This is a genomic window from Paenibacillus sp. FSL R7-0313, from assembly GCF_037969885.1.
Classification (GTDB): Bacteria; Bacillota; Bacilli; order Paenibacillales; family Paenibacillaceae; genus Paenibacillus.
Map to the genome: position 1 here is coordinate 651,616 of NZ_CP150219.1, position 26,021 is coordinate 677,636.

Annotated in this window: 24 protein-coding genes; 14 read left to right on the top strand and 10 right to left on the bottom strand. The window is 47.4% G+C overall.

The genetic code is table 11. The annotated features are described in order from the left end of the window. Positions 1–162 precede the first annotated feature (162 nt). Positions 163–753, top strand: coding sequence for a DUF5317 domain-containing protein (locus NSQ38_RS02705; protein ID WP_338590296.1), 591 nt, complete (start codon positions 163–165; stop codon positions 751–753). Between the two features lie 311 nt (positions 754–1,064). After that, positions 1,065–2,897, top strand: coding sequence for a diguanylate cyclase (locus NSQ38_RS02710; protein WP_339786872.1), 1,833 nt, complete (start codon positions 1,065–1,067; stop codon positions 2,895–2,897). A gap of 133 nt (positions 2,898–3,030) precedes the next feature. On the opposite strand, the gene NSQ38_RS02715 is transcribed toward NSQ38_RS02710, so the two are convergent. Further along, positions 3,031–3,198: a hypothetical protein gene (locus NSQ38_RS02715; RefSeq protein ID WP_017691019.1), complete on the bottom strand. Its 168-nt coding sequence runs from the start codon at positions 3,196–3,198 to the stop codon at positions 3,031–3,033. 305 nt (positions 3,199–3,503) lie between these two features. On the opposite strand from NSQ38_RS02715, the gene NSQ38_RS02720 reads away from it, so the two are divergent. The 4 genes from NSQ38_RS02720 (at position 3,504) to NSQ38_RS02735 (ending at position 8,107) form a co-directional block, all read left to right on the top strand. After that, entirely contained in the window at positions 3,504–4,334 is an 831-nt protein-coding gene (locus NSQ38_RS02720) for a histidine kinase (protein WP_339786875.1), read from the top strand. A 1-nt stretch (position 4,335) separates the two neighbouring features. Beyond that, the gene (locus NSQ38_RS02725) at positions 4,336–4,992 is read left to right on the top strand and encodes a response regulator transcription factor (protein ID WP_036616682.1); all 657 of its coding nucleotides are present in this window, start codon (positions 4,336–4,338) and stop codon (positions 4,990–4,992) included. Positions 4,993–5,242: 250 nt separating this feature from the next. Next, positions 5,243–6,958 (top strand): copper resistance protein CopC, encoded by a 1,716-nt coding sequence (locus tag NSQ38_RS02730; protein WP_339786878.1) that lies wholly within the window; start codon positions 5,243–5,245, stop codon positions 6,956–6,958. A gap of 387 nt (positions 6,959–7,345) precedes the next feature. After that, entirely contained in the window at positions 7,346–8,107 is a 762-nt protein-coding gene (locus NSQ38_RS02735) for a YcnI family protein (RefSeq protein WP_339786881.1), read from the top strand. 228 nt (positions 8,108–8,335) lie between these two features. On the opposite strand, the gene NSQ38_RS02740 is transcribed toward NSQ38_RS02735, so the two are convergent. The 4 genes from NSQ38_RS02740 to NSQ38_RS02755 all read right to left on the bottom strand — a co-directional run bounded on the left by NSQ38_RS02740 (position 8,336) and on the right by NSQ38_RS02755 (position 11,902). After that, positions 8,336–8,608: a hypothetical protein gene (locus NSQ38_RS02740; RefSeq protein ID WP_339786884.1), complete on the bottom strand. Its 273-nt coding sequence runs from the start codon at positions 8,606–8,608 to the stop codon at positions 8,336–8,338. Between the two features lie 56 nt (positions 8,609–8,664). Next, positions 8,665–9,954: a hypothetical protein gene (locus tag NSQ38_RS02745; RefSeq protein WP_338590282.1), complete on the bottom strand. Its 1,290-nt coding sequence runs from the start codon at positions 9,952–9,954 to the stop codon at positions 8,665–8,667. 31 nt (positions 9,955–9,985) lie between these two features. Further along, positions 9,986–10,267, bottom strand: a complete 282-nt coding sequence (locus NSQ38_RS02750; RefSeq protein WP_017691026.1) for a hypothetical protein — start codon at positions 10,265–10,267, stop codon at positions 9,986–9,988. A gap of 378 nt (positions 10,268–10,645) precedes the next feature. Then, a complete protein-coding gene (locus NSQ38_RS02755; protein WP_339786887.1) occupies positions 10,646–11,902 on the bottom strand; it encodes a DUF445 domain-containing protein in 1,257 nt (418 codons plus the stop codon). 455 nt (positions 11,903–12,357) lie between these two features. Here NSQ38_RS02755 and NSQ38_RS02760 point away from each other — a divergent pair, with 455 nt between their 5' ends. The 3 genes from NSQ38_RS02760 (at position 12,358) to NSQ38_RS02770 (ending at position 14,823) form a co-directional block, all read left to right on the top strand. Next, positions 12,358–13,185 carry an aldo/keto reductase gene (locus NSQ38_RS02760; protein WP_339786890.1) on the top strand — a complete coding sequence of 276 codons (828 nt, stop codon included), beginning with the start codon at positions 12,358–12,360 and terminating at the stop codon, positions 13,183–13,185. A 271-nt stretch (positions 13,186–13,456) separates the two neighbouring features. Beyond that, a complete protein-coding gene (locus tag NSQ38_RS02765) occupies positions 13,457–13,975 on the top strand; it encodes a sigma-70 family RNA polymerase sigma factor (protein ID WP_339786893.1) in 519 nt (172 codons plus the stop codon). After that, positions 13,972–14,823: a hypothetical protein gene (locus NSQ38_RS02770; RefSeq protein WP_339786896.1), complete on the top strand. Its 852-nt coding sequence runs from the start codon at positions 13,972–13,974 to the stop codon at positions 14,821–14,823. Before NSQ38_RS02765 ends, NSQ38_RS02770 begins: the two co-directional genes overlap by 4 nt. A 152-nt stretch (positions 14,824–14,975) precedes the next feature. On the opposite strand, the gene NSQ38_RS02775 is transcribed toward NSQ38_RS02770, so the two are convergent. Next, positions 14,976–15,437, bottom strand: a complete 462-nt coding sequence (locus NSQ38_RS02775) for a cupin domain-containing protein (protein WP_017691032.1) — start codon at positions 15,435–15,437, stop codon at positions 14,976–14,978. A gap of 257 nt (positions 15,438–15,694) precedes the next feature. Between NSQ38_RS02775 and NSQ38_RS02780 the strand changes: the two genes are divergently transcribed. Then, a complete protein-coding gene (locus NSQ38_RS02780; RefSeq protein ID WP_339786899.1) occupies positions 15,695–16,546 on the top strand; it encodes an AraC family transcriptional regulator in 852 nt (283 codons plus the stop codon). A 152-nt stretch (positions 16,547–16,698) separates the two neighbouring features. Here the strand turns inward: NSQ38_RS02780 and NSQ38_RS02785 are convergent, their stop codons facing one another. Next, positions 16,699–18,312: a glycoside hydrolase family 28 protein gene (locus NSQ38_RS02785; RefSeq protein WP_339786901.1), complete on the bottom strand. Its 1,614-nt coding sequence runs from the start codon at positions 18,310–18,312 to the stop codon at positions 16,699–16,701. A 480-nt stretch (positions 18,313–18,792) separates the two neighbouring features. Between NSQ38_RS02785 and NSQ38_RS02790 the strand changes: the two genes are divergently transcribed. From NSQ38_RS02790 to NSQ38_RS02805, 4 genes are all read left to right on the top strand, one after another. Next, on the top strand, positions 18,793–19,521 hold the full coding sequence (locus NSQ38_RS02790) for an amino acid ABC transporter ATP-binding protein (RefSeq protein WP_051449904.1): 729 nt from the start codon (positions 18,793–18,795) through the stop codon (positions 19,519–19,521). A gap of 39 nt (positions 19,522–19,560) precedes the next feature. Beyond that, positions 19,561–20,391: a transporter substrate-binding domain-containing protein gene (locus tag NSQ38_RS02795; RefSeq protein WP_017691036.1), complete on the top strand. Its 831-nt coding sequence runs from the start codon at positions 19,561–19,563 to the stop codon at positions 20,389–20,391. Between the two features lie 101 nt (positions 20,392–20,492). Further along, positions 20,493–21,215 (top strand): amino acid ABC transporter permease, encoded by a 723-nt coding sequence (locus tag NSQ38_RS02800; protein WP_339786903.1) that lies wholly within the window; start codon positions 20,493–20,495, stop codon positions 21,213–21,215. Positions 21,216–21,438: 223 nt separating this feature from the next. Next, the gene (locus tag NSQ38_RS02805; RefSeq protein ID WP_339786905.1) at positions 21,439–22,089 is read left to right on the top strand and encodes an amino acid ABC transporter permease; all 651 of its coding nucleotides are present in this window, start codon (positions 21,439–21,441) and stop codon (positions 22,087–22,089) included. 518 nt (positions 22,090–22,607) lie between these two features. On the opposite strand, the gene NSQ38_RS02810 is transcribed toward NSQ38_RS02805, so the two are convergent. From NSQ38_RS02810 to NSQ38_RS02820, 3 genes are read right to left on the bottom strand one after another with little or no spacing between them, the layout of a single operon-like run. After that, entirely contained in the window at positions 22,608–23,945 is a 1,338-nt protein-coding gene (locus NSQ38_RS02810) for an FAD-dependent oxidoreductase (RefSeq protein ID WP_339790376.1), read from the bottom strand. A 59-nt stretch (positions 23,946–24,004) separates the two neighbouring features. Further along, complete coding sequence (locus tag NSQ38_RS02815) at positions 24,005–24,859, bottom strand: carbohydrate ABC transporter permease (RefSeq protein WP_338590262.1); 855 nt, start codon at positions 24,857–24,859, stop codon at positions 24,005–24,007. Next, positions 24,843–25,757, bottom strand: coding sequence for a sugar ABC transporter permease (locus NSQ38_RS02820; RefSeq protein ID WP_339786909.1), 915 nt, complete (start codon positions 25,755–25,757; stop codon positions 24,843–24,845). Before NSQ38_RS02820 ends, NSQ38_RS02815 begins: the two co-directional genes overlap by 17 nt. Positions 25,758–26,021: the final 264 nt, after the last annotated feature.

Here is a 26,021-nt window from a genome sequence, read left to right on the forward strand (position 1 = left end):
TCGACCCCTGGATTCGTAAAGGCGGTTTTTTGTTCAGCATTTTGCAAATTTCTTCTAAAAAATCATTTTTCTCATGCAGGAATTACCAATATAAGGTCGAATCCTTTATGTACACAAACACGCAATCATATTGCATATCTCCGCACGAACAGGAGTTACTCCATGGTATATGACGGTATTCTACTAGGATTGATCGTTGGATTTTTTCGGGGCGGGTTGCGGCATGGACTCAACCAGTTTGCAGCACTCAAGCTGCGAAGTGGCTGGATTTTCCCTGTATTGTTGCTAATCCAGTTCTTTATTTTCTATCTCCAGGAACGATTCGAATGGGTGGCATCCATTAATGGATATCTCTTTGCTGCCGTCTACATTACAGGGCTCGCTTTCCTGTGGCTCAACAGACACCACACCGGTTTCATGCTCATCTGGATTGGGGTATTTCTCAATTTTGCCGTTATGGCTGTAAATGGTGGGCGAATGCCAGTTTCTGTAGAAGCTTCTGCTGTACTGGGACCCTACTATGTAGACATGCTCCGGGAAGGCGGCGCAGTATCAAAGCATTTTATGATGGATGCGTCTACACGTTTGCCTTTTCTCGGTGATATCATCCCACTCTCCAGCCCTTATCCACGGACTCAAGTCATCAGCATCGGTGATGTGGTTATGAACGTGGGCATATTCCTTTTTATCCAGTACATGATGGTGAATCGGGATAAAAAGGCTGTGCAACCTGCTAAAACTCATCAGGCTTAATGAGAACCAGGTAGACTCCAAGGAAGGGAGGTCTTCTCCATGAAAAAATTTGAAGGTGTGAAATATTCCCGCATTGTCATCAACGCAATCATCGTGGCTTCTGTCGTTGTAGCATTAACTTCGGGATACAAGCTGGGCGGCTAGTATCCATACCGCCAAACAAGACAAACAGGCTGCCAGCGGCCTGTTTTTTCTTTCTGGATTTTTGCCAGTCAACTTGTTATGTTATACATCTATATAGTATACACCGATACAAGAATACCAATTATATACACATCAAGAGTAGACTAAACCCAAGCAGGAGATTTTTTATGAACTTTATTCGTAACCTTATCCATAAGGCAGATCGAAGCAGTCTGTATGTTATTTTGCTTAGTTGTACCGGGATCGGTGTTTTTCTGTACATGAACAAGTGGTCTTACCTTCATCTAACCACGGCGGATTGGGTTATGGTCTACACTATGCTTGGTGCGGCGTTAATTCTGGATTATTTCACGTTCCAGATTCCACCCAAAGGCAATCAGCAATCCATGGATTCATCGGTATACCTTGCCTGTATATTCATGTTTGGCGGAGCTTTCAGTTTATCCGTACTGCTTCCTGTCTCCATCATCCTGTTAATCAAAGAGCGCAAGCTCACCTGGTGGAAACACATTGTCAATTTCAGCATCTACAGTCTCATGATTACGGGAGCAGCTGCCGTGTTTGAGTGGACTGGCGGGCAATCGGGAACACTGGACGGCTATAACCTGATTCCTTATTTTGCAGCACTCGCAGCCTACTTCATCATCAACACGATCACACTTGGCTTATTCTTTCATTTCTCAACAAAGGATGCTTTACAGCAGATGAAGCGGGTATTCGTTACCGAATCCCTGCTGGTTTATTTATGTACGCTGATTCTGGCGCTTGTCCTGACGATTCTGGTTGTGCACAATGGCGTGCTCGGTCTGTTGTTGTATCTGAGTCTCAGTATTCTGCTCTCCCATGCATTCAAGCAGTTGTTTGTCATGTATCAGAGCATTGAGGAGAAGGCTAACACGGATCAACGCACAGGTCTCTTCAACCATAGTTATTTTGAAAGTATGTTGGAGAATGAACTGACTACCGCTCGTACGCAGGGAACACCGCTCTGTCTGGGACTTATTGATATTGATGATTTCAAAAAGTATAACGATCGGTTTGGCCATTTACAAGGCGACAGTCTGCTGGCCTTGCTGGGGGATTTTCTGATGCGAAAGACGGAAGGTACACCTGTTACCGCCTTTCGTTATGGAGGGGAAGAGTTTACTTTGCTCATGCCAGGCATGGAGTTGGACGAATCCTACAGGTTCATGAACAAACTGCGTAAACAACTGAACGACACGCCATTTGAAGGCGTTGAAGTGTTTCCACACGGTTGTCTCTCCTTCTCTGCTGGCGTCGCGCCCTATCAGGTGGATATGTATAACAAATCCCAGCTGGTGGATCAGGCGGATAAAGCACTGTATTATGCGAAGAAACAAGGCAAGAACAACGTGCACCGCCACGGCAGCAATGATGGCATGGAACATGAGATTGATCTGGTACAGGACGTTCGTGACATCGAGCAGCAGCTTAATCTGTTCAGATACAAGGATATGGATACGTTTAAACATTCCAAACGGGTCTACAAATATGCACTGGATATCAGTGAATTGCTCGCACTGGACAATGCGGAAAAACGTCGTTTCGTGCTGGGAGCACTGATTCATGACATCGGAAAACTGGAGATTCCTTGGTCCATTCTGAACAAAAAGGACAAGCTCACCGCAGAAGAATGGGAAACGATCAAAGGACATGTCACCTGGGGCAAAAAAATGGTGATCACGAACGATCGCTTCGCCGATCTGATTCCGTACATTGAACTTCACCACGAGCGCTATGATGGCAAGGGCTATCCTTACGGACTGAAGGGTAACGAGATTCCCCGGCTCTGCCGCATGCTGACCGTGATTGACTCCTTTGACGCCATGACGACAGAGCGGCCGTATCAGGAAACCAAGAACGTGGAAGAAGCGATTCGGGAGCTACGCTCATGTTCGGGTTCACAGTTCGATCCGGAGCTTGCCGAGTTGTTCATTCAATATATTGAGAAAAGAACCGCTCAGCAACAGTTGCAGTAAAATAAACAGAGCTTCTTCTATAAGCCCAGAAAAAGTAAAAGCGCTATCCCCGGTCTGATCGGAGATAGCGCCATTTTCATTTTCATGGAATGAATCGTACACCAGACAACTTCATTCTCGTGCAGATTCTACATTAAGATTTGGTATTCAGCTCATGTGAGGTCTGATGCAGCTCTTTAATCATCTGCTGCAAAAACATGTTGTCTTGGCGACTGATACCGTGCTGATTGTCTTGAACAAGCATCTGATGAATGTTCTTTTTGAGCAATTCACTGCGACGTTCCAATACTTCTTGACTCATGTTGTTGCGTCACTCCTTAACATGTTTTGTAATGAATTCACGTTCTATATTAAGTATAGAGGACCTTCTCCGATAGGGAAAACGGACTCAGCCTTCCTCAGCTGGACACACCAACCCTCACCTAGCGTGACAACATTTCACCCCTTGTCATTCTTAGATATCCTTCTAAATACTCCCTGATCCTCCCCAGCTTTCTTCAAAGACACAGACTAGGGTCTTGGACAAGCTTGCGTTATAATGGTCCCATCCCTGTATAAATAAATTACCTTATTAAGCTAATCCTAGATCAAAGGAGTTCTGCATTCATGTCCTATAAACAAATTAAATGGATGATTCTGCTGATCCCCACATTCACGGTTGGCATCTGGGAATATATTCGCCATCAGTTTCTGATGCCATACCTTTCGATGGATGCAGGAAACTGGTTAACACCCGTCATCGTTTACCTCGTCAGCGTGACACTGCTCAGCCGATTGTTCCACATGCTCGAAGGTGCCAGGGCTGCTCTGGAGCAGGAACGTGCCGCGAAAGCAGCTCTGGAAGCTCGTGACCAATTGGCCAGAGAGCTACACGATGGCATATCTCAGTCTCTTTTCCTGCTGTCAGTAAAGACGGATAAAGCGGGCCGTAGTCTGGCAGGGAGCGGGCATGAGCATGAGATCCAGGAGATTCAAAAAACCGTGCATGAAGTCAATACATATGTAAGGCAAGCCATTGCCCAGTTGCGTTATGTTCCTTCCTCTAACGTGGCACCCGAGATTATTTCACTGCATGCGCAGGTCGAAGTGCTCGTCAAGGAAACGGTACCTGGTGCACAGATTCATTGGGACCTGAGGGGTGTAACCTTCTCTGCCAAGGAGCAAGTGGAACTGCTCGCCTGTATTCGGGAGGGTTTACTGAATGTACGCAAACATGCACAGGCTACCCACGTTCAGGTTCACGCGGAGGGCAACCCGATTGCCTGGTTCATTTATATTCAGGATAATGGGAATGGACTAAGTGAAGATCCTCTTCATCTGAAGGATCGGTACGGACTGCGAATTACGAAGGAGCGTGCTGCCGAGATGGGTTGGTCTTTTACCCTCGATTCAAGACCGGGGCATACACGAATGACGATAGGGAAGGAGCATGCTTAGTATGGAACATGTACGTGTATTGGTTGTTGATGATCATGCGCATGCGCGTGAAGCGATCTGTAGCATTTTATCCGAGGACAGCCTGTTTGAAGTGATTGGTACAGCTTCGAATGGACAGGAAGCGCTGGAGCTCACCGGACAATGGATGCCTGACCTGATCCTGATGGACGTGCAGATGCCGGGCATGGATGGGCTGGAAGCCACCCGTCAGATCAAGCTGCGATTCCCTTATGTTATTGTTGTTATGGTCACGGTATCGGATGATGTGACCTTTCTGTTCGAAGCATTGAAACAAGGCGCTCAAGGTTATTTGCTCAAAAATCTAACACCTTCCACCTGGCTGGAGTACCTGCGCGCCATCGTCAGTGACGATGCACCGCTCAGTAAGGAACTGGCCTACCGGATTTTGCAGGAGTTTCCTGCACCACGCAGTGAAGATGTGCAAGATAACCCACTAACAGCGCGGGAGCTTGAGATTCTGCAATGGGTATCCGCGGGATATACCAATCGGGAGATCGCTGATCAGCTCGGTATTTCAGACCAGACGGTGAAGAATCATCTGAAGAACATTTTGCAGAAGTTGCAGCTTGAAAACCGGGTACAACTCACCCGTTACGCACTGGAAAGCGGGCTTGCGGGACGTAAGCTTCGCAAATAATGTGGCTTCGTAACAATATGTGAATGGTAGCACGAACGTATCGCACACCAATATGAGATTTGTAACATAAGACGAGATGGGTGCTCTGCACCTTACACATTCATGCTTTTGTCACAATTTTGAAGAACAATTCGTTTTTTTATAGCCCAATGTAGTCATACGCAGTCATTTTGGACAAAGTTATAATGGGTTAGATTGTGTTTAAAGGCCATGAATGACTACAAATCTATAACCTGAGGGTGATGATTTTTTGATTTTTACACGCTTTACCCTGAAATGGGGCAAACGGCACTGGGCATTGGTCACCAGCCTGTTGCTTGTGTGCTGCCTTGTTATGCCACAGTGGGCATCTGCCCATGCTTATATTGTTAAGGCTTCGCCAGGAGAAAATGAGATCCTCGTAGCTGCTCCAGAGCGGTTGACAATGGAGTTCAACGAATCCTTGCAGACGGCCTTTTATGATATCAAAATTACCGGTCCTGACGGTACTCAGGCAGACGATGGAAAAGTTCAGATTGATGTGGATCGCCCTCATATTCTGGAGACTGGCCTGCGGGCTGGACTCGGGAACGGGACTTATGCCGTTAACTGGAAAGCTGTGTCTGCCGATGGACACCCGATTCAAGGAGCATATGTTTTCCATATCGGTGAACCATCCGGTTCTCCTGCCGGACTAAGTGATCTTACATCCGGTTCCGGCTCAACAGGTGGGCCGCTGAAATGGATCGTATCCCTGACAGACTGGATTCAGTATCTCGGATTGTCTGTCATTCTGGGGACACTTGCATTCTTGCTGCTGCGAATCGCACCGACATCCATGACAAGAGAACCTATGGATGTTCCGGGCAGCTACAGACTGTTATGGATCAGCTATGCTGCTGCTTCCTTTGCCGCTCTGATCAGCCTGCCACTAAATACGTTATATGAATCTGGTGTGGCTCTGGGCGAGCTAAGCTGGGGACTAATCGGAAGTGCGCTCAAGCTGACATCATTTGGTCAGATCTGGATGTTACAGATACTCATTGTAATGCTGCTGGCCGTCACGATACTCTCTGGATATGATCGTGATCGATCCATCCGTGCTCGCATCTGGTCTTCTTACGGGTCACTCGTGCTCGTGCTTGGATGGCTGTTCACTCATGCCATGACAGGACATCCAGCTGCGGCGGATCAACGTGCTCTCGCGATTGCCATGGACTTCGTGCATCTGATCGGGGCAGCCTTCTGGATTGGTGCTTTAACCGCCATGGCGATATGTCTGCCTCCACTCGCCGACAAGCTACCTTTGAAGGTGCGAGGAGAAGTCTACTGGACTGCCATTCGCAGGTTTACCGCTTGGGGGATTGGCGCCGTAGCCGCTCTGGTTGCTACAGGAATATACAGCAGTCTGATTATTCTACCAGCACCTGTGCTCACCTCCTTGTTCACTACAGCCTATGGCCTTGTCCTGATCGGCAAGATCGTTCTGCTGATTGTGATGGTTCTCTTTGCATGGCGTCATGCCAGATTAGCAAGAGCAGCAACGGGAAGCAGATTATCCGGCAGCCTGAAAGCCGAGCTTGCTACTGGTGCTGTGATTCTCGCTCTTGCTGCCGTACTGACACACCTGTCTCCAGGACAACCGGCTGCGGTCGGACCGTATCAGGAGACAAAGACTACAGAAGATGGCTCGGCGATCACACTTCAGGTGAGTCCCAATGTAACGGGAGAGAACCAATTTAAAGTCGATGTGAAACGAGCAGATGGAAGTATCGTTAACGATCTGGAACAGATCACACTGTCACTCACACATCTGGACATGGATATGGGGATCTATGAGATTACCATTCCGAAAAACGACACCGGTGTGTACAAGGCTGAAGATTACATCTCCATGCCTGGACGTTGGAATATCAAGGTACATCTTCTGACCAAAACGTTGGATGCACTGGATGCCGAATTTGAGATCGACACCGCCAAGCCATAGTTACACAAAGATCAAATTGAAAAGTGACCCAATCTAAAATTAGTGTTTCTACAAACTGCAAATGTAGTGAAGGGAACGAAATTGATTCTGGAGAAGCGAAGCTAAAAGCTTTCTGATCTACACAAGAACGGAGAGGACAGAAAAAACCTGAAAAAGCGAAGCGTTCGCCTTTATCACCGGATTTTCCCTTTGAGAAAAGGGAATCAAAAAAATCTGGGGATAACAGCGATCGGAAGGTTATTCTGTCATCGAAGTAGCAAGTGTAACCTGCTTTTTTAATCACTCGAAAGACCATTCGTAACCGAAACGGCCTTTGCAGAACGTAGACACTCATTTAAGAAAATGGGCCGCATCATATATGATAAGAACTGAGAGGGGTTATTTATTTTGAAGAAAACATCATGGATTTCCAAACTAACATCCACTATCGCAACAGGTACCGCAGCATTCATGTTATTCGCCGGATTCGCGAGCGCTCACGTTACCGTTAGCCCATCCGTTGCACAGACAAGCGCATGGCAGACGTACACGATTAAGATTCCATCCGAGAAAGAACTGCCTACAACCAAAATCACCATGAAAGTTCCGGAAGGTGTTGCATTCAAGCAATATCAACCACTGGCAGGCTGGAAAATCACTACAGAGAAAAACGATTCCAATGAAGTAACATCGATTACGTGGGAAATTGACGGCGATAACGAAGGGATTCTGGCAGGACAATTCCAGCAGTTCAACTTCGTTGCACAGAACCCTAAGGGGGAAGCTGAAGTAGCTTGGGATGCCTTCCAATACTACAGTGATGGTAGCATCGTAGAATGGACAGGCCAACCAAGTGACGCCAACCCGCACAGTATCACGACGATTAGCGAAGATCCGGCTGCTGCTGATAATGCTGCGGCAGGTGGCGGACATGATAGTGCAGGTACAGAAGGAACCACTGGGGATAATGCAGCTACCGACGATAGCAAAGCAAATGATGACACCACGCTGGGCGATGCACTTAATGACACCGTTACAGGTGAGCCAAACAACACGGATACAGATCCGGGTACACTGAAGCTTCAACAAGCAACATTGATCGTATCCATTCTGGCCCTGATCTTGTCCTTCTTGGGGATTGCGTTGGCTACACGTCGCAAAAAACGTTAAGAACTAACTTACAGTTTTACGAAAACCTGAGAAAAATTCAGATAACAAAGAAGCCTATGGCATACGGGATCAAACCCGATGTGCCATAGGCTTTTTAGCTATCATCATCTTGATTGGCTACCCATGTTCTTTACAATACGTGGTTAAAGCACTAATCATGCCGCTCCACAGTCACACTCTTATCCACCCTGATTGCCATCCGCAATATGGCATCAGCCAAACCACTCTTTAGCGTTCCTGATCCGTCTGGATCATGATCTCAATATATTGCAGCAAGCTTTTCTTCTGCTGTTCAATGGATTGAATACGTTTGGACAGGCCCGCAAAAAACTCTTCAATCTGCTGTCTTGTATGATCTGCGGACTGGCCTTTCCAATCGTTTAGCCGACTGTATAGCGCCCGCGCTTCTTGCTCATCGGCTTGCAGACGGGCAAGAAGCTGTGTCAGTTCTTTTTCCGCAATCCGAAGATCATTCAATTCCACCAGCAATTGTCCACCCACTCGTGTTCCCCTCCCCTATGTACGTGATATCAACGCTAGCCACCCAGAAATCCGAATTAAAAATGAACCGGACTCTCGTCAGCCTGCCGGAAGGCATCCGCCTTCTCATCAATAAAGTTCAGGAACTGGCTGGTGTGTTTCATATGCCATGTGCCAAGCTCATGAATGGATGCGTCCAATTGGGTGACAATTGGCTCCAGTCTGCGACTGCGGCTTGTATGCAGATATTGGGCCATGCGGGTTCGCACCTGATTCAGCTCCGCATTGCACTGTTGTGCATTTTGCTTCCACCGTGAAGCGACACTTTTCAGTTCTTCCGGCGTTACCTGAATTAGTCCAGAAGCTCCCCCCACTGAACCGACACCTGCAACCATCTTGCTGGTCTGCACACCAAAGCTACGCATAATATCCGCAAGCTCCGTCATGATATTGGAAGGTTCACGGGGAGTTTTATTGATTTTCTCACCAGTGGTAGGGTCGTATAGATCATTGGAAATATAACCATTCTCGAACTGATACTGCTTCAGGTCGTGGTATTCCTTCCCACCAAAGGTGTTACCAATCTTATCCCCCATGCTCATGTTGTCATTCATGTCCTTGTAATTAGAGTTGATGTAATACATGGAACCCACATGACGATCATAGCCACCAAAGAATCCACTGGCAACAAAGTCACCCGGGTGACCGAAGTTTACGATCTGATTATCGAATCCACCCTCTTCTGCCTTGCGTTTCAGTGATGGTGTTAAGCTGGATATTACAGATGGCGCACTAAAGGTCACTGCCGTCATTCCCGTATGGGCTGCTGCATACTGAGCATTTCCACCGCCTAGTGAATGCCCTGTCAGAGAGAAGTCCAAATTCTTGTATTTGTTCTGCATATCCTTCGCATAGTCTTCTGCTTCGTACATTTGATTCGGAAAAGGATTCAGCTTTTTATCAATCTGCCTATCCAGCTCACCCACAGCATTATCCAAATGGGTCAGTCCAGTGACGTCTTTTACCTTTTGGATTCCACCTGATAACCAATCGGGTGTAAAATCGGTAGACTGTTCAATTTTTCTGCCCAGTTCGGGGATCGCAATCTGACCATCCGCCAGAAAATCAAGCCCTTTACGATCCCATCCGGCACTTCCTTCTGTTCCTCGGTAAGAAATGACCGCCTGCCCCGTTTCCTGATTGTAAAAAGTCACTGCGTCAAACCCGGAATAACCGTTGCCATGGGTATCCTCAAGCACTTGCCATCCTGGTAGATTCGCATATTCGGTGCCTGCTTTGGCATTTTCGTAAGCCAGTTCCGACATCAGACGGTATGTTTCATCATCAATTCGTGGTGTATCTCCCATGTTATGTTCACCTCCCAAAATTCAATACAATCTACTTGGCAAAAGGATCGTAGCCTTTCTCAATGATGGCTGCCTTGATTGCAGGGCTCATTCCAAAATTTTTGATTTTTTTATCATTATAGTCATAGGAAATAGTGAACTCCTGATCCTCCTGCTCTACCACATGCCCTTCCATTGCAATCGAGTCCAGTGCCATTTCGGGTAGCAACTCCTTGCTGGTAATAACAACATTCATCTCATACTTGTCTTTGAAATATTTGACCGCTTTCGCCTCTGCTTCCTGAAAAAGTGCCTGTTTCTCACTTTCTTTCATGTTCTGACAGCCTCCCAAAATAAAGATAGATAGCACAATTAGTAAGAATACACATACCTTTTTTTGTATTGGCCTCATACCAATCACCTTCTTCTTATGATTTCAATGTATATGTGCACCCAATGAATCAGGATCATTACCCATGCCTTCTGCTTCTGTTAACTGAATCATAGTACAAAATCAACATGACCACATCGGCTGAGAGCATCGTTTTTATGTATCTTTCTTCCTATATGATTCATACGCGTGTTCGCGTGTATATTACCCGATTTCCTGAATTTTGCATCATAAATGTTTAAAGTATTTCGTATTTCCCTTCCACGGCAAAAAGAGCCTGCTCTCGTAAAGAGCGGCCCTCATTTCTGCCATGTTGAACTTTTATGCCAATGCCATTTGCAGCGCAGTCAGCGCAATCCCGATAACAAATCCGGTAACAGCTCCGTTGATCCGAATCCATTGCAGATCCTGTCCAACCTTATCCTCAATCATCGAAACCAAAGTGGCATTGTCCATTTTGTCCACATTTTCGCGTACCAGTTTACCGATTTTGGAATGATTTTTCTCCAGCAGTGTTGTGACGCCATTTACGATCTTGGCATTCATGCCTGTCATCAACTCGTCATCTGCCCGCAGATCAACCAATACCCGCTCAATGGCAGGCAGTGCATACGTATCTACATACTGTCCATCTTCCATCGCGGCGAGCGCCTTGTCTCTCAGTTCGGTGAGTTTGTTCAGCACCGTTTCCTCTGCGTTCCAGCCCTCGAGCATATTGTTCTTCCAGTTGTTGATTCCATCTTGCATAGCCTCGCTCATTGCCAGACGCACCGTCTGGGTACGTACCATATCAAGCACCTTGTACCTTAGAGCGCTGCCTTCACGTTTCATATCCTCTACCCGATCGAAGAGATATCCTTGTAAAATGCCACCCAGACGCTCCTCGTTCATATAACCCAAGAACGCATTCATCGCAAACTGCATCAATCCGTTCATCTGAATGCCACTGATGGCTTTCATGCCGCTTTCACCTAAAAACATGATCGTCTCGGGCTTAACCAGCCACTCCTCGGCTTGCTTCAGTCCGTAGTCCAGCGCTTTGGCGTCGTAACCCCGCTCTGTCATCTGGTGGGCAGCTCGTTCCAGAATCGGACCCAGATCAAAGGCGCCCGCTTGTGACTTGATCTCACGTGCTACGAGCGGAGCAATCTGCTCTAACGGCAGACCAGCCAGAATTCGTTTGCAGAGCGTATCAATCATGATCTTGATCCCGTCACTGTGAAGCTCACGTGTCAAGGTATCGAGCACCGTCTCTGCTGCTTTGAAATCTGCAATTTTCTCGGTAATGCTGTCTTTGTTGAGCAAGTTATTCTCTACCGCGGAGACCAGACCTTCCGTCATTTTATCCCGATTTTTTGGCAACAAAGCTGTATGCGGAATTGGAATACCCAGCGGGTGACGGAATAGTGCGGTAACGGCGAACCAGTCGGCAAGTCCACCCACGAGTCCCGCTTCAAATGATCCTACCAGCAACTTGCCCACGGGAACGCCCTGGAACGGCAAGGATGCAGCAAATCCCGCTCCCATTACTACGAGAGACCAAGCAGCTGCTTTTTTGGTTTGTTTAGGTTTAGCCATTGTATTCTTTCTCCTTTATGATTAAATCGCACGGTCCGGAATAGTCCGATTCCGCACTTCGTCTGTTCTTATGTCGGCATCTTGCATAATTCGATTCTAAACGCTCACGGGTACAAGATATAGACGAACAGGATCATTTCAATCTATATCTTGCTGATTGGAAGACACTCATGGGATTTATGCAAAATGCTTATGTAAACTCTCCATAGCAAAGTCTTGACTTCCATATATCGTATACTTCATCTTATCACCCACAAGCGTCAAAACCAAACCTCTGGTTGAAGAAAAAGGATAATAACGGCGTTTACTTCGTAAAATGGATCACTCCCTTTTCCAAGACCAGGAAGATTTTAGTATAATCAATTAAGACGGCCCTTCGATATCGATTGGCTGCTGAACAGCAGGGTAATTACATAGTGGAACAATGAATCAATTAAGAGGAGGAATTTCGGACCATGAAACACGTGCAGGACACAACCACGCTCTATAACGGAGTCAAAATGCCATGGCTGGGTTTTGGGGTATTCAAAGTTAAAGACGGAGACGAAGTCGTTCATGCTGTCAAAACAGCCATTCAAGCTGGTTATCGCAGCATCGACACAGCCAAAGCGTATAACAACGAAACAGGTGTCGCTCAGGGTATTCGTGAATCTGGAGTAGCTCGTGAGGATCTGTTCATTACCACTAAAGTATGGAATAGTGATCAGGGATATGAATCCACGCTAGCTGCCTTTGAAGCCAGCATGAAACGACTCGAACTGGAGTATCTGGATCTCTATCTTATCCACTGGCCGGTTAAAGGCAAGTACAAAGATACATGGCGAGCGCTGGAGAAACTCCATAAAGAAGGACGCATCCGCGCGATCGGTGTGAGCAACTTCCAGATTCACCATCTGGAAGACTTAATGATCGATGCCACGATCAAACCAGCAGTTAATCAGGTGGAGCTTCACCCACTATTGATTCAGTCAGAGCTTCGTGAGTACTGCAACAAACATCAGATTCAGATCGAAGCCTGGTCTCCGCTCGGACAAGGTCATCTGATGGATCATCCGTTGCTGAAGGACATCGCAGCCAAATACAGCAAGTCCCCGGCACAAGTGATTCTGCGCTGGGATCTGCAGAATGGCATCGTGACCATACCGAAATCCGTCACGCCTGAGCGTATTCGCGCGAATGCCGATCTCTACGATTTTGAGTTAACTTCGGAAGAAGTAGAGCAGATTAACGGCCTGAACGAGAACAAACGCTTTGGTTCTGATCCAGACAACTTTAACTTCTAATATAAGCAGATTAATTCGATTACACCCGCCTTCGATCTTGGAAGAGCGGGTGTTTTGGTATGTGATGTTATAGGCAAACTATTCGTTGATAAGAATGGAGGCGAGGTTCGTTATCCTATTCAGGGCCGAAAGAAAAATTTTTTTGACCGTTACAACTATTTTGTCTCCTCATCAGTCTAACGAGTGTCAAGCGAACTCAAGCACTTATATAGAATCCAGGCCTGGAACAAGCGGTGACTTGAATATTTAGGTTGATCAGGGGGGATCAGGAGTGATTAGACTGAACCATAGAAAAACAAAAGAAGAACAGTTCAGTGAAAAAATAACAGAGATTCAAAATAAATTATATCGACTCGCATACTGCTATGTTAAAAATGAACAAGAAGCGCTGGATATCGTATCCGAAGCGGTCTATAAAGGGTACATCGCTTATGGAAAGATGGAGTCCATGACTTATTTTGATTCCTGGATGTCACGAATTGTGATTAACACAGCGATAGATCACATTCGACGCAACCAGCGAGTCACCTATATGGAGGATCATGTGCAGGAGTTTGTGGCTCCAGAGCGAGGGGCGTCGCTGGAAGAAAAAATGGATTTATATGACGCACTGGACCGGCTTATCCCCGAGGAAAGAGCCTATATTATATTAAAATTCTTTGGTAATATGCGTTTCCGGGAGATCGCTGAAGTGCTCTCCCTGTCGGAGAATACCGTTAAGTCAAAATTCTATCGGATTATCAACAAATTAAAAATGGATTTAATCGAAGGTGAGGTTGGAGATCTATGACAGGAAAAGAACGTTATGAAAACATTGAAATTCCAGCTCAACTTACAGATGTTATTAATCAAGCCCAGCAAAAGGCTGTCGCTCGCAAAAGCTCCTCCCGTATCATTCGCTACGCTTCCATTCTGGCAGCATGTGCTGCTTTTCTGTTCATAGTCAACATTCCTACTGTCGCAAACGCCATGGTCAAAATACCTGTGGTCGGCTCTATTGTTCAGGTGTTGCAATTTGGCGATGGAGGCAAGATTACCGATGGAGTAACTGTGGGATCGGAAGCAACCGAAAATACGCTTAAAATCAATTTTAGCACCGACGAGCAAGATCAGACTAATGATGCACCCCATTATAATGTAGTACACAAAGAAGCACCGAATCGTATCCTCTTCACTTTTAGCGGTGCACGTTACATGGATATAGAGAAAGTCAAAGCCGACTTCATGACCCAGCCTTTAGTGAAAGATGTTTATGGTTCCATGATTTTAGACGACTCTTCCGTCGGATTCGTAGTTGTTTTAAAAGAAGGGGTACAGTATGCCGTAACGGAATTCAAGAACCCTGGATACCTAGAAGTGAAACTGACTTCCGACGGCAAACCGGTCACACCTCGGAAGGTATACTCTCTCCGCACAGAATCAATGCCTTTTGGAGAATCGATGGGTATAATGAAAGAATCCTATCCGGATGAGGACATCTCTTTCCTCAAAACGTCCACTGGTGAGTTCACAGCAGTTATTGGAGAATATCTTACCGCTGAAGAAGCTGAACAGAAGCTCAAAGAACTCGCTCAGCAACCGGATTATCATGAGGAGTTTTATGTGGACAGCTGGATGAGTAACGAGAATCCGAAGTGATTAGTCATTGCCAAAAGTGATGCTGATTCAAAAGGGAATCCTACATCCCTGAACTGGGCATAGACCTCAGCATACTTAATACGCTCGATCCAAAAAAATCCCGATTCGGATGCACTGAGCATCTCCGATCGGGATTTTCAAAATATCAAAACCTATTCGCTTTTGGATACCAGCTTGAAATCATCAAAGTGGAAACCTGGCGCTACTACGCAAGTTACCAGTACAGGCTCATCGCCCAGCGGACGTGCTGTCTGCCATACGCCGGCAGGAACGAGCACCTGTGGTGATTGCCCCGCAGCAATATCCATCCCCAGAACAAGAACTTCCTCGTTCTCCGGGTTCTCCCCGTTGCCACCCAGCTTCAGTTCAACTGGACTGCCGCTGTGCCACAGCCAAAGTTCATCGGACAGAACCGTATGCCACTCGGAGATTTCATGTGCGTGCAGCAGGAAATACGTGGAACTTGCCGAGAATCGTGGGCCGGAGTATGTATCCGGCAGAACGGACTGTGGAATCTGATAAGATGCCTTCCATTCTTCCTTATACCAACCGCCTTCAACGTGAGGCTGCATATTGAGCGCAGCAACCAATGGCGATAATTCATGTGTCGTCATAACCTGTTTCCTTCCTTCCAAATCATATTGGAGACACTCCTTAACCAGAGTTTCGCCTCTCTCCCCCTACTCTAAAACATCATTCAAGTTTTGTCACCTTGACAGCACATATGGGTCATGCCAGATTCGTTCTCTGGGTATTTAACGATAGGATTAAAGAAATATTTCATTTCCAATGATAGCGTTTACAAAAAGATGGATTTTCCGTTATGATATGGATATCGTTGTTAATCCGTGAAGCAGAGGGGAGCTGTACCATGAGTCTCATAGAGGATCGGATTGGACCCAAATATCGAATCGGTGAACATTCATTTACCATTGAACATATGCGAAGACATGATGGGAACGGTATGCCACAACCTCACGCTCATCCATTCTACGAACTGTATTACTTACTTGAAGGTGAACGAGTGTATTCCATGAATGGTCAGATTCTGTCCGCCCGCAAGGGTGATTTTATTCTGATTAATCCACACGATGTACATACCACCTCCAAAGGAAGCATTCCCGGCTTCGAACGAATTCTAATCGGTTTTTCGCCTGCTTTTGCAACGGGGATGGAACTTGGCATATGTGGTCTACTGCCTTTTAACTGTTCAAGACTCCTTCGCCTGCCTGAAGCGGAACAGCCCGAGATGGAGCGTATATTGTGGCAGATGCTGCAAGAATGCAAAGAGCGACGCCCTCACTATGAGATCGCCGTAAGAAGTCTGCTTGCCCAACTTTTGATCCGTATTCATCGGGTAGAGGAGGACATCCGGAAGTCATGCCCCGGTCCCTTGCATCCAATGCAGGACAAAATCAGTGAAATTGTCACTTATGTGAATAAAAACTATACCGAACCACTTACACTGGAGGGTGCAGCCAATCGTTTTTATATCAGTCCATCCTATCTGAGCCGAATGTTCAGCCGGTTTACCGGGTTTCGATTTAGCGAATATTTGCGGGTTGTTCGTGTCCGGGAAGCACAACGAAGATTACTGTCCACACAAGAGCGTGTCCAGATGATCGCTGAGAAGGTAGGATTTGAGCATACGGCTCATTTTAACAAAACATTTAAACAGGTTACCGGTACAACACCGCTACGCTATCGCAAGGAACACCGGTAGATCTTCAGATAACTTCATATAAAAGCCGAGTGGGTAACCTTGCTCCAGAGATTACGTACTCCTTATATCAAAAGGCATCACGATTAATGGATCTATAGGCTGCACCACTACGGCTGAATTGGACCAACTTGTATAACCCTACTACATACATTTTACCTGCGAATGATCACGCCACTTCGCACCTCGGGACCCACAGATATCTGACGACCGTCTGTGTCAGCATCGCCTTCACGACATACAATGCCTGCGGACTCGTGTCCGGTCACCATCAGAAGTCGGCCATCTGCACCTTTGCCCTGAATGCTCTCTAATTCTGCCCCTTTGCACTGGTGCAAATGAACCAGCGGACCTTCAGTGATCTGCGCCTGCAATTCAGCGATATGCAGATGTTTTGCATGAGCACATTGGATACCACTGCGAGCTTGCACGTTGTAACGCTGGATGATCACGCCATCCAAAGGCTGTTCCGGCAATCCACTCACAAGCAACGCAGTGTCGGCACCGGCACAGACCACATCCGATATTCGAATATCTCGGAACACTGGCGTCTCTTCGCTAATCTCCTGAGATAGATCACTGCCCCGGGCAGACCCTTCCTGATTTGCATAGAAAAAGGAAAACGAGATCGCTTCCATAATGATATCTTTCATATATATGCGCTCAATCTGAATGTCCTCAACCACTCCGCCGCGCCCACGTGCGCTTTTGAAGCGAAGTCCGATGTCCGTGCCGATAAACGTACAATCCGACACACGCACATGCCGCACACCACCGGACATTTCACTGCCAATTACAAACCCGCCATGACCGTGATACACCGTGCAATCCCGAATAGTGATGTACTCCGATGGAAGACCCAGTTCACGGCCTTCGGCATCCTTGCCTGATTTCAGACAGATCGCATCATCACCGACATCGAATACACTCTTCTCCACCACTACATGACGACAGGATTCAATGTCCAGCCCATCTCCATTCTGAGAAAACCACGGATTTCGCACACTCACGTTACGAATGGTGACATGCTCAGATGCCCAGGGGTGCAGATTCCATGCAGGCGAGTTCTGGAACGTTGGACCGTCCAGCAATACCCGTTTGCATCTGCGCAAGCTGACCATGTTGGGACGCAAAAAGTCTCTGACTTCTTCATAGGCAGCGACATCACGTACCTGCTCCTGATGCAACCGATTCGCGATAGTACCGCCCTCAAGTGCAGCTGTGGTAGGCCACCAGATTCCTTCATCTCCGCCGGATTGCTCTACAACACCACCGGAAGCGACCAATTGGTTCCATTGTGAAGTGGTCATTTTGGAGCGTTTCACCGGACGCCATGCCTCCCCGCCCCCATCCCATATCCCCTCACCAGTAATCGCAATATCCTCCAGTTGATCACCATCGATCGGGGATTGGCAACGTACCACCTGCCAGCCTTCAAAGCTTGATGCAATTAATGGGTATTGATCAAAATCTCGGCTAAATGTAACCAGTGCCCCTGCTTCCACATGTAGTTCGATACGGCTGCGCATTACAATCGGGCCTGTGAGCCATACCCCGGCAGGAATGACGATTCTCCCACCTCCTGCTTCAGCACATGACGCGATGGCAAGTCGGAACATCTCCGTATTATCTGTTACGCCGTCTCCAACAGCTCCATAGTCTGTAAGCTGAAAATCCTGAGCAGGAATGACAGGCAAATTGGCTTCATAAGCTCGAACATCGGACTGGGCATTTGCTCCTGTCGACACTGGGGAGTGATATGTATTCATCGTGCAGAATCATCCTCTCTACATGTAATGGAATTGTTATGGGATCAATACATCGCTTTTGCTTTCCTTACTTACGTTCAAACGGACGCTCTCTCGCTCCATCATATCAATGGCATGACGTGTAGGGTTGAGCTTTCTTGCCATGTACACGTGGAACTTGATGCTATTTGTTTTTATGATCAGAGTCATAAATCAAACATCACTTTCAGTATACTCTATACAACTATTCCAAAGGTTGGAAAACAACTAGGAGAATAGATTCATTTTTCTGTCAGGATTCGTCACAAGGGGTTTAATAACATGACAGATATATAACATATTTTCTGGCTATAGCCCTAGTAAACCCATTACTTATGTCATGTTTTATCACAAACCAATTGCCATAAGCAGGATGACTATGTATGATTAAATAACTAGTTTCAATTTATTCCTTATTATTCCTTTTACACACAGACGTTGCAGAAAGGATGGGGTGTACTCTTGATTGAATTTAGGGGTGTCCAGAAGCATTTCGGTCATTTTCATGTCCTCAAGGATATCCATCTTCACATTGAAGAAGGAGAGGTCGTCGTCATTATCGGACCTTCCGGCTCCGGCAAAAGTACGTTACTACGCTGTATTAACCGCCTGGAGACCATTACCGAAGGTGAACTTGTCGTCAGTGGGATTCCTCTACATCAGAAAAAGGTGGACATTAACCTCTTCCGCCGTGACATCGGCATGGTATTTCAACACTTCAATCTTTATCCTCACAAAAAAGTCATCGATAACATTACCCTTGCACCCATGAAGGTGCGCAAACAACCCAAAGAACAGGCAGCCGCAACAGCTATGAAGTATCTGACCCGGGTGGGCATTGCTGACAAAGCAGACAGTTATCCCTCCCAGTTGTCCGGTGGACAGCAACAACGGGTAGCCATCGCCAGAGGACTTGCCATGGAGCCCAAAATCATGCTTTTTGACGAACCGACCTCTGCACTCGATCCCGAGATGATCGGGGAAGTCCTCGATGTGATGCGTTCCCTTGCCCACAATGGCATGACCATGGTCGTTGTTACCCATGAGATGGGATTTGCCCGCGAAGTTGCGGACCGTGTCATCTTCATGGACGAAGGCCGAATTGTAGAAGAGGCCAACGCTGCTGAATTTTTTGACAACCCCAGAGAAGAACGAGCACAGCAATTCCTGAGCCGTCTGATTCATCATTGAGAATAATCCACTATTCCATTTTGAAAGGGGTCTTGATTCATGAAGAAATTATTGAAATGGCCATCATTTATGCTTGTCCTCATTCTCTCCCTTGTATTGTCAGGTTGTAGTACAGGTACAGATACACCTTCAGCGAGCGGTGGTGGTGACGCCGAGGCGAAAGGCACGATTGAGCGGATTAAGGAACGCGGCAAGCTCATTGCCGGTGTGAAATACGATACGAAGCTGTTTGGCTTGAAAGATCCCGCAAGTGGCAACGTTGAAGGGTTCGATATTGATATCGCCAAGGCACTCGCCAAGCAGATCCTTGGAGATGAGACAAAGGTTGAACTGAAAGAGGTCACTTCCAAGACACGTATTCCCATGCTGCAAAATGGAGACATCGACATCATCATCGCCACGATGACCATTACGGATGAGCGTAAGGAACAGGTGGATTTCAGTGATGTTTATTTTGAAGCAGGCCAATCCCTGCTGGTGAAAAACGACAGTGCGATTACCGGCCTGGAAAGCCTCAGCGGGGTGAAAGTACTCGCGGTGAAAGGCTCCACATCCGCTCAGAATATTCGCGAGAAAGCCCCGGATGCTGAGGTGCTTGAATTCGATAACTATCAGGATGCATTCACTGCTCTCAAAGCAGGTAAAGGCGAGGCGCTGACCACAGATAACATCATCCTCATCGGCATGCAACAGACGGATAACAGCTTCCAATTGGTTGGTGGCAATTTCACAAGCGAACCTTATGGTATGGCTATTCGCAAAGGCGACACTGCCTTCGTGGAGGAAGTCAACACGCTGCTCAAAAGCATGAAAGACAGCGGGGAATATGACACTTTACATGAGAAATGGCTGGGCTCTAAGCCCGAGTAACCCGAATTAAGATAGGTAAGCGGCGAATTCGTCTGCTGGATGCGAAGCATGAGCAGACGTAATCGCCGTTTCTACATCTGGAGAACGGAGGCTTCGCCTATATGGGCACATTGGATTTCAGCGTACTAATGCGACACTCGGATCGTTTTCTGGAAGGGTTCCTGAATACCATTCAAGTGAGCATTATGGCTCTCATTGGCAGCTTTATCCTTGGCGCAATCCTGGCTATCTTTCGGATATCCCCTGTGAAACCTCTGAATTGGATCGGCACGGCTTTTGTGGAATTTATCCGAAACATTCCATTGCTGTTGGTTGTGTTTTTCTTCTATCTTGGACTGCCTGCACTTGGCATTTCGCTGGATGGGTTTGTCTCCGGTACTCTGGGTCTGACCATCTACACCGCCGCTTTCATTGCCGAAGCGATCCGAGCGGGCATTCAGACGGTGCCGCGTGGACAACTGGAAGCAGCACGGTCTTCCGGCTTGTCCTATGTACAGGCCATGAACCTGATCATTCTGCCCCAGGCCATCAAGATTGTATTGCCGTCCATCGGCAACCAGTTCATCAATCTGGTCAAAAACTCATCCATTCTTGCCGTTGTCGCCGGTATGGATCTTATGTATTTTGCCGACTTGGTTAACTCGGATACGTTCCAGCCGCTAAGTGTGTACACCATTGTTGCGCTGTTCTATCTGGTGCTGACACTACCACTTAGCTTCCTGGTGCATTATATGGAGCGCAGGTTTGGACAGAGCGATGCAGAGACGCGCAGCACCAAGGGCAAACCGAAAAAGAACAAACCGGCAGGTCAGGTCACCATGTAACAGATCGACTTGTACCTGCGCAGATTTTTAGGGAGATGTATCGGCTTGTCCAAGTGGTTTAAATGAGTACTGGATCGTCTGTGTTTTACTGGCATTGGTGATCATGTCACAGTGCATACTGTATTTCACAGCTACGGTGCTTGATTTGCTTTATACACAGTCCATGCCCCATCTATTGATCTTCGATATTCCATTCCTGCATACAGAAGGAGGCTAATAAAATATGGACTTTAGCGGGGCCTATGCGTGGCCCAACCTTCGTTTCCTGCTCCACGGATTCCTGATCACCCTGCAGGTAGCAGGGCTATCCATTATACTCAGCTTTGTGCTCGGCACCTTGTTGGGTACAATCCGGTTTACCCGTATCCCTGTTCTGTCACAGATCGTGGCAGTGATCGTGGATACGATCCGGAATCTGCCGCTGCTGCTCATCATTTTCTTCATCCACATGGTACTTCCACAGCTCGGGATTAAAATGTCCGTCTTCTGGTCCACGGTCGTTGGACTGAGTCTGTTTGAAGGCGCGATGATCGCCGAGATCGTCCGTAGCGGTCTGAAGTCTGTTGAGCGCGGTCAAGTAGAAGCCGCCCGCTCCTCGGGCCTCAGCTACATGCAGACACTCGGTGGCATCATCATGCCACAGGCGCTACGTCGCATGTCCCCGCCGATGGTCAGCCAGTTCATCTCACTCCTGAAGGATACTTCACTGGCGATCATCATCTCTCTGCCGGAGCTGATGCACAACGTGCAGATCCTTGGCGGTCAAAGTTTCGATTACATTATCCCGGCCCTGCTACTCGCAGCCGTATTGTATTTTGTGATCAACTACGCGTTGTCCATTGTTGCAAGGCGACTTGAGGCACGGATGAATTGATAATCGGAAGGATTAAGGCATGAAAGAATACGATGCATGAAGGAACATCAAGGAACATGAAGGAACCGAGACCTCGTGATTGATTAGATATGAAGGAATAGAGATGAAGGAAAGAACCTAATAGATGAAAAGAATGAGAACGCCCCAAAGACTCTAAACCCTCCTATGTAGTGGATTTGGAGTCTTTGGGGCTACAGTTACGCTCATCAATTCACAAGCTTCCCACCAATTTCTAACGAACTGAGGGAAGCTTATTTAGCCATTTTCCGGACATTTCCTAATCTAACGAATCGTAGACACTCTAATCTTCCGATTCACCCGGCTTTTACCCCCTATTTCAAGGTTTTGAGTAAAATAACTTCACTGAGATTCGTTACATTTTTTATTTCAGCTTATAGCCCGGAATTAGACGTCTCAAGTTCGTTAAAACGTACGCCACCGCGAATTAAATAAACACCCACTCCCACTATTAATGATTCGCCCGATTCGCCCATTTTAGCCCAGACTCAGCTCATCCGCTAGATCGCCGCTCCGTTGTGACGTAATTCCGCCTGTAACAGCTCGATTCGCAGATCAACCGGGTCCAGCTTCATCTTCACTGTTAGTGCAGCCGCTGTCCCCGCGGCCTCCCCGGTAGCCATACAGCTTGGAGTCAACCTTGTCGTTGCATGCGCCTCATGTGTGGTGGAGATGCAGCGTCCTGCCGCCAGCAGATTGCGGATATTGCGAGAGATCAGACAGCGATACGGAATATCATACGCCCCATCCCCCTCTATAAAGGCAGCCACAACACCTTGACCCGAAGGGTCATGGATATCCATCGGATAACCACTTCTGGCAATCACATCGTCAAATTTCCGTCCTGCAACCACGTCCGCCTGAGTTAAGGCATAATGCCCAATGATTCGTCTGGATTCACGGATACCAATCTGCGGCGCTACTGCCGAGATCGAAGCCCGTTCAAATCCAGGCACATCACGCTGCAAAAACTCAGCGATCATCAGCACCTGCTTCCGGCCTTCCTGTTCCGCAGAGGTCAGATCCTCGGCATCTGTCGCATCGAGTCCCTGTACCCGCGTACAATTAATCAGCACTTCATCCTCTGCCGGTCCGGTAAAAAATAATACCTGGTCGCGATTAATCGGCACACCTGCTTTTTTCCACTGGGAGTAGAAGCCACTCACCCCGGTTAACGGAATGCTGTCCAGTTCAGCAAAGGGAGTTTTCACATAGAAATCCTCCGGGTGCTCCTGCATGTATTGTTTCACTCGTCCAAGATCGACACCACGCATGCGGAATTTCATGGTCATCGGCTGTGACTGATGGTCGCCGTCTCGTCCCTTTGCCACAGAAGCACCCGCAAGAAAAGCCAGATCCGCATCACCACTTGCATCCACGAATACGTTCGCCTGGAACTCCTTTCGCCCAGACTTGTTGGTCACTCGCACCGCTTCCACCCGATCATCTGCAACGACCACTTCATCCACAAAACTGTGCAATAATAGCCGGACGCCGGCCTCCTGTAACATCTCTGCCGCAACCACCTGAAAGATGGCTGGATGGTACGGCGTTACGGTATGTACGAATCCAACCGTATCACGCAAATGCCCCGGGGAGCCGCCAAGCTTCTGCAACCGTTCAACGATCTCCTGCGCAATGCCTTTAATAACCTGCTCTCCACGCTCCGTATGGAAAGTCATCCACGGATAGACCATAGCAGCAGTTGACATCCCGCCCACGAATCCGTATCGCTCCACCAGCACTGTTCGTATACCCTGCCGTCCAGCCGCAATGGCTGCCGCTATACCCGCAGGGCCTCCTCCCACAATAACGACATCTGCTTCTTCCTTTTTCATGCTCATCCGTTCACGCAAATGTTGTCCCTCCTTCCGTGCTATTGCACATGTTGCACGGCTCACTCTTTCAGTCCCGTCATGGCAACTCCCTCAATGAAGCGCCGTTGTGCCAGGAAAAAAACAATTAACAGTGGCAAGGTTGCCATGACGGTGGCGCTCATCAGATATTGCCAGGCTGTACCCACTTCATCTGTAAACAGAGATAATCCAAGCGGCAGCGTCATTAGATCACGCGAGTTAATGAAGATCAACGGATCAAAAAACTCATTCCAGATCGTCACAAACGTGAAGATCGTCAGCGTAGCCATACCTGGCTTGGCAATGGGCAGCATAATTCGCGCATATATCCGGAATCGGTTGCAACCATCAATCATCGCCGCTTCTTCCAGTTCCGTTGGCACCGTAATGAAGAACTGCCGCATCACAAAGATGCCAAACACACCACCCGCGCCAAAGATCGGCAATAATATCAGCGGAAGATGGGTATCAATCCACCCCAGCTGCCGCATGAACAGAAACATCGGTATCGCCGTCACCTCATGGGGAATCATCATCGCACTCAGTAGGATGAGAAATACCACATTACGTCCTTTAAACGGAATTTTGGCGAATGAGTAACCGGCGAGGGAAGCAAAAAATACCGTTCCCAGCACAACCAACGCAGAAATGTAGATACTGTTCCAATAAAAACGGTGAAACGGTATCAATTGAAAGACATCGATATAGTTCTGAAATCGGAATGTTTCCGGTATCCACTGCGGTGGATAGGTGAATATGCTCTGGGGTTCCTTGAATGATGTCGATATCATCCAGATAAATGGCACAATCATAATGAGTGAAATCAGAGTCAGCAACAAGTACGTCCCCAGAGTACTTCCTATCTTCCGCCCCGAAGGACTAGGCATCGCCTTCATTGAATACCCACCTCTTTCGGAGCTGCCATTGAAGCAGCGTCAGAATTAGCACGATAAAGAACAGTACATATGCGAGAGCAGAAGCATAGCCAAACTGAATTAATTTGAATGCTTTTTCCCAGATATAATAAACCAATACCTTGGTGCTGTTGCTCGGCCCGCCCTGTGTCATCACATAGATCTGCCCAAATACTTTGAGTGAACCAATCACGGTCATAACTACGGTCAAAAACACGGTTGGCGTGATCATGGGCAGCGTGACGTGAAAAAAGGTTCCCCTTTTGCCCGCCCCGTCTAATGTTGCTGCTTCGTACAGTGAACGCGGTACCTGCTGAATCGCTGCAATGAACAGCACCATATTCAGACCGACATTTTTCAGCACACTTGTCACAATCACCGCCGGCATTGCCAAATCCTGATTGTAAAGCCAGGCCGGACCCTTGATGCCGGCCATCAACAGAAGCTGATTAATCAGTCCCGAGTCTGTCGCATACATCAGCTTCCACACGATGGCCCATACGATCAATGAGGTCATGACCGGAACAAAGATGGCGGTTCGGAAAATTCCGATGCCCCGCAGATTTCTGGATAGAAGCAACGCAAGTAGCAAGGCGAGCACAATATTAAGCGGCACCAGCCCCGCTGTGAAATAAACCGTATTGGCAAGCACTTTCCAGAACATCGCGTCTGTCATAATATTCCGGTAATTCTCCACTCCAATAAAATGATGATCCCCCAGCAGCGGCCAATCGGTTAGACTCATGTATAACGCGAGACCCATGGGAAATAACAGCAGCAGGGTAAACCCAAGCACCATCGGCGATATAAACAGCCAACCTGCGATCTGGGCCTCTCTGGCAAGTGGCCCCCCTCTTTTGCGCTTGCGTAAATGGGTCACAATCAGGCCTCCCCCTTTTAATCAAATTTCCTCCGAAGCTGAACTCTGTGACGATTCTATATAAGGTGAACTATACATTTACACAAGAACGTAGAGGACAGAAAAAACCTGAAGAAGCGAAGTGGTCGCCTAAAAGCTTTCTGGAAGAAAGCTGCATCGGAAGCATATGCTTATCCCCGGATTTCCCCTTTATATAAGGGATTCAAAAAAAATCTGGGGATAACAGCGATCGGAAGGTTGTTCTGGCATCGGAGTGGCAAGTGT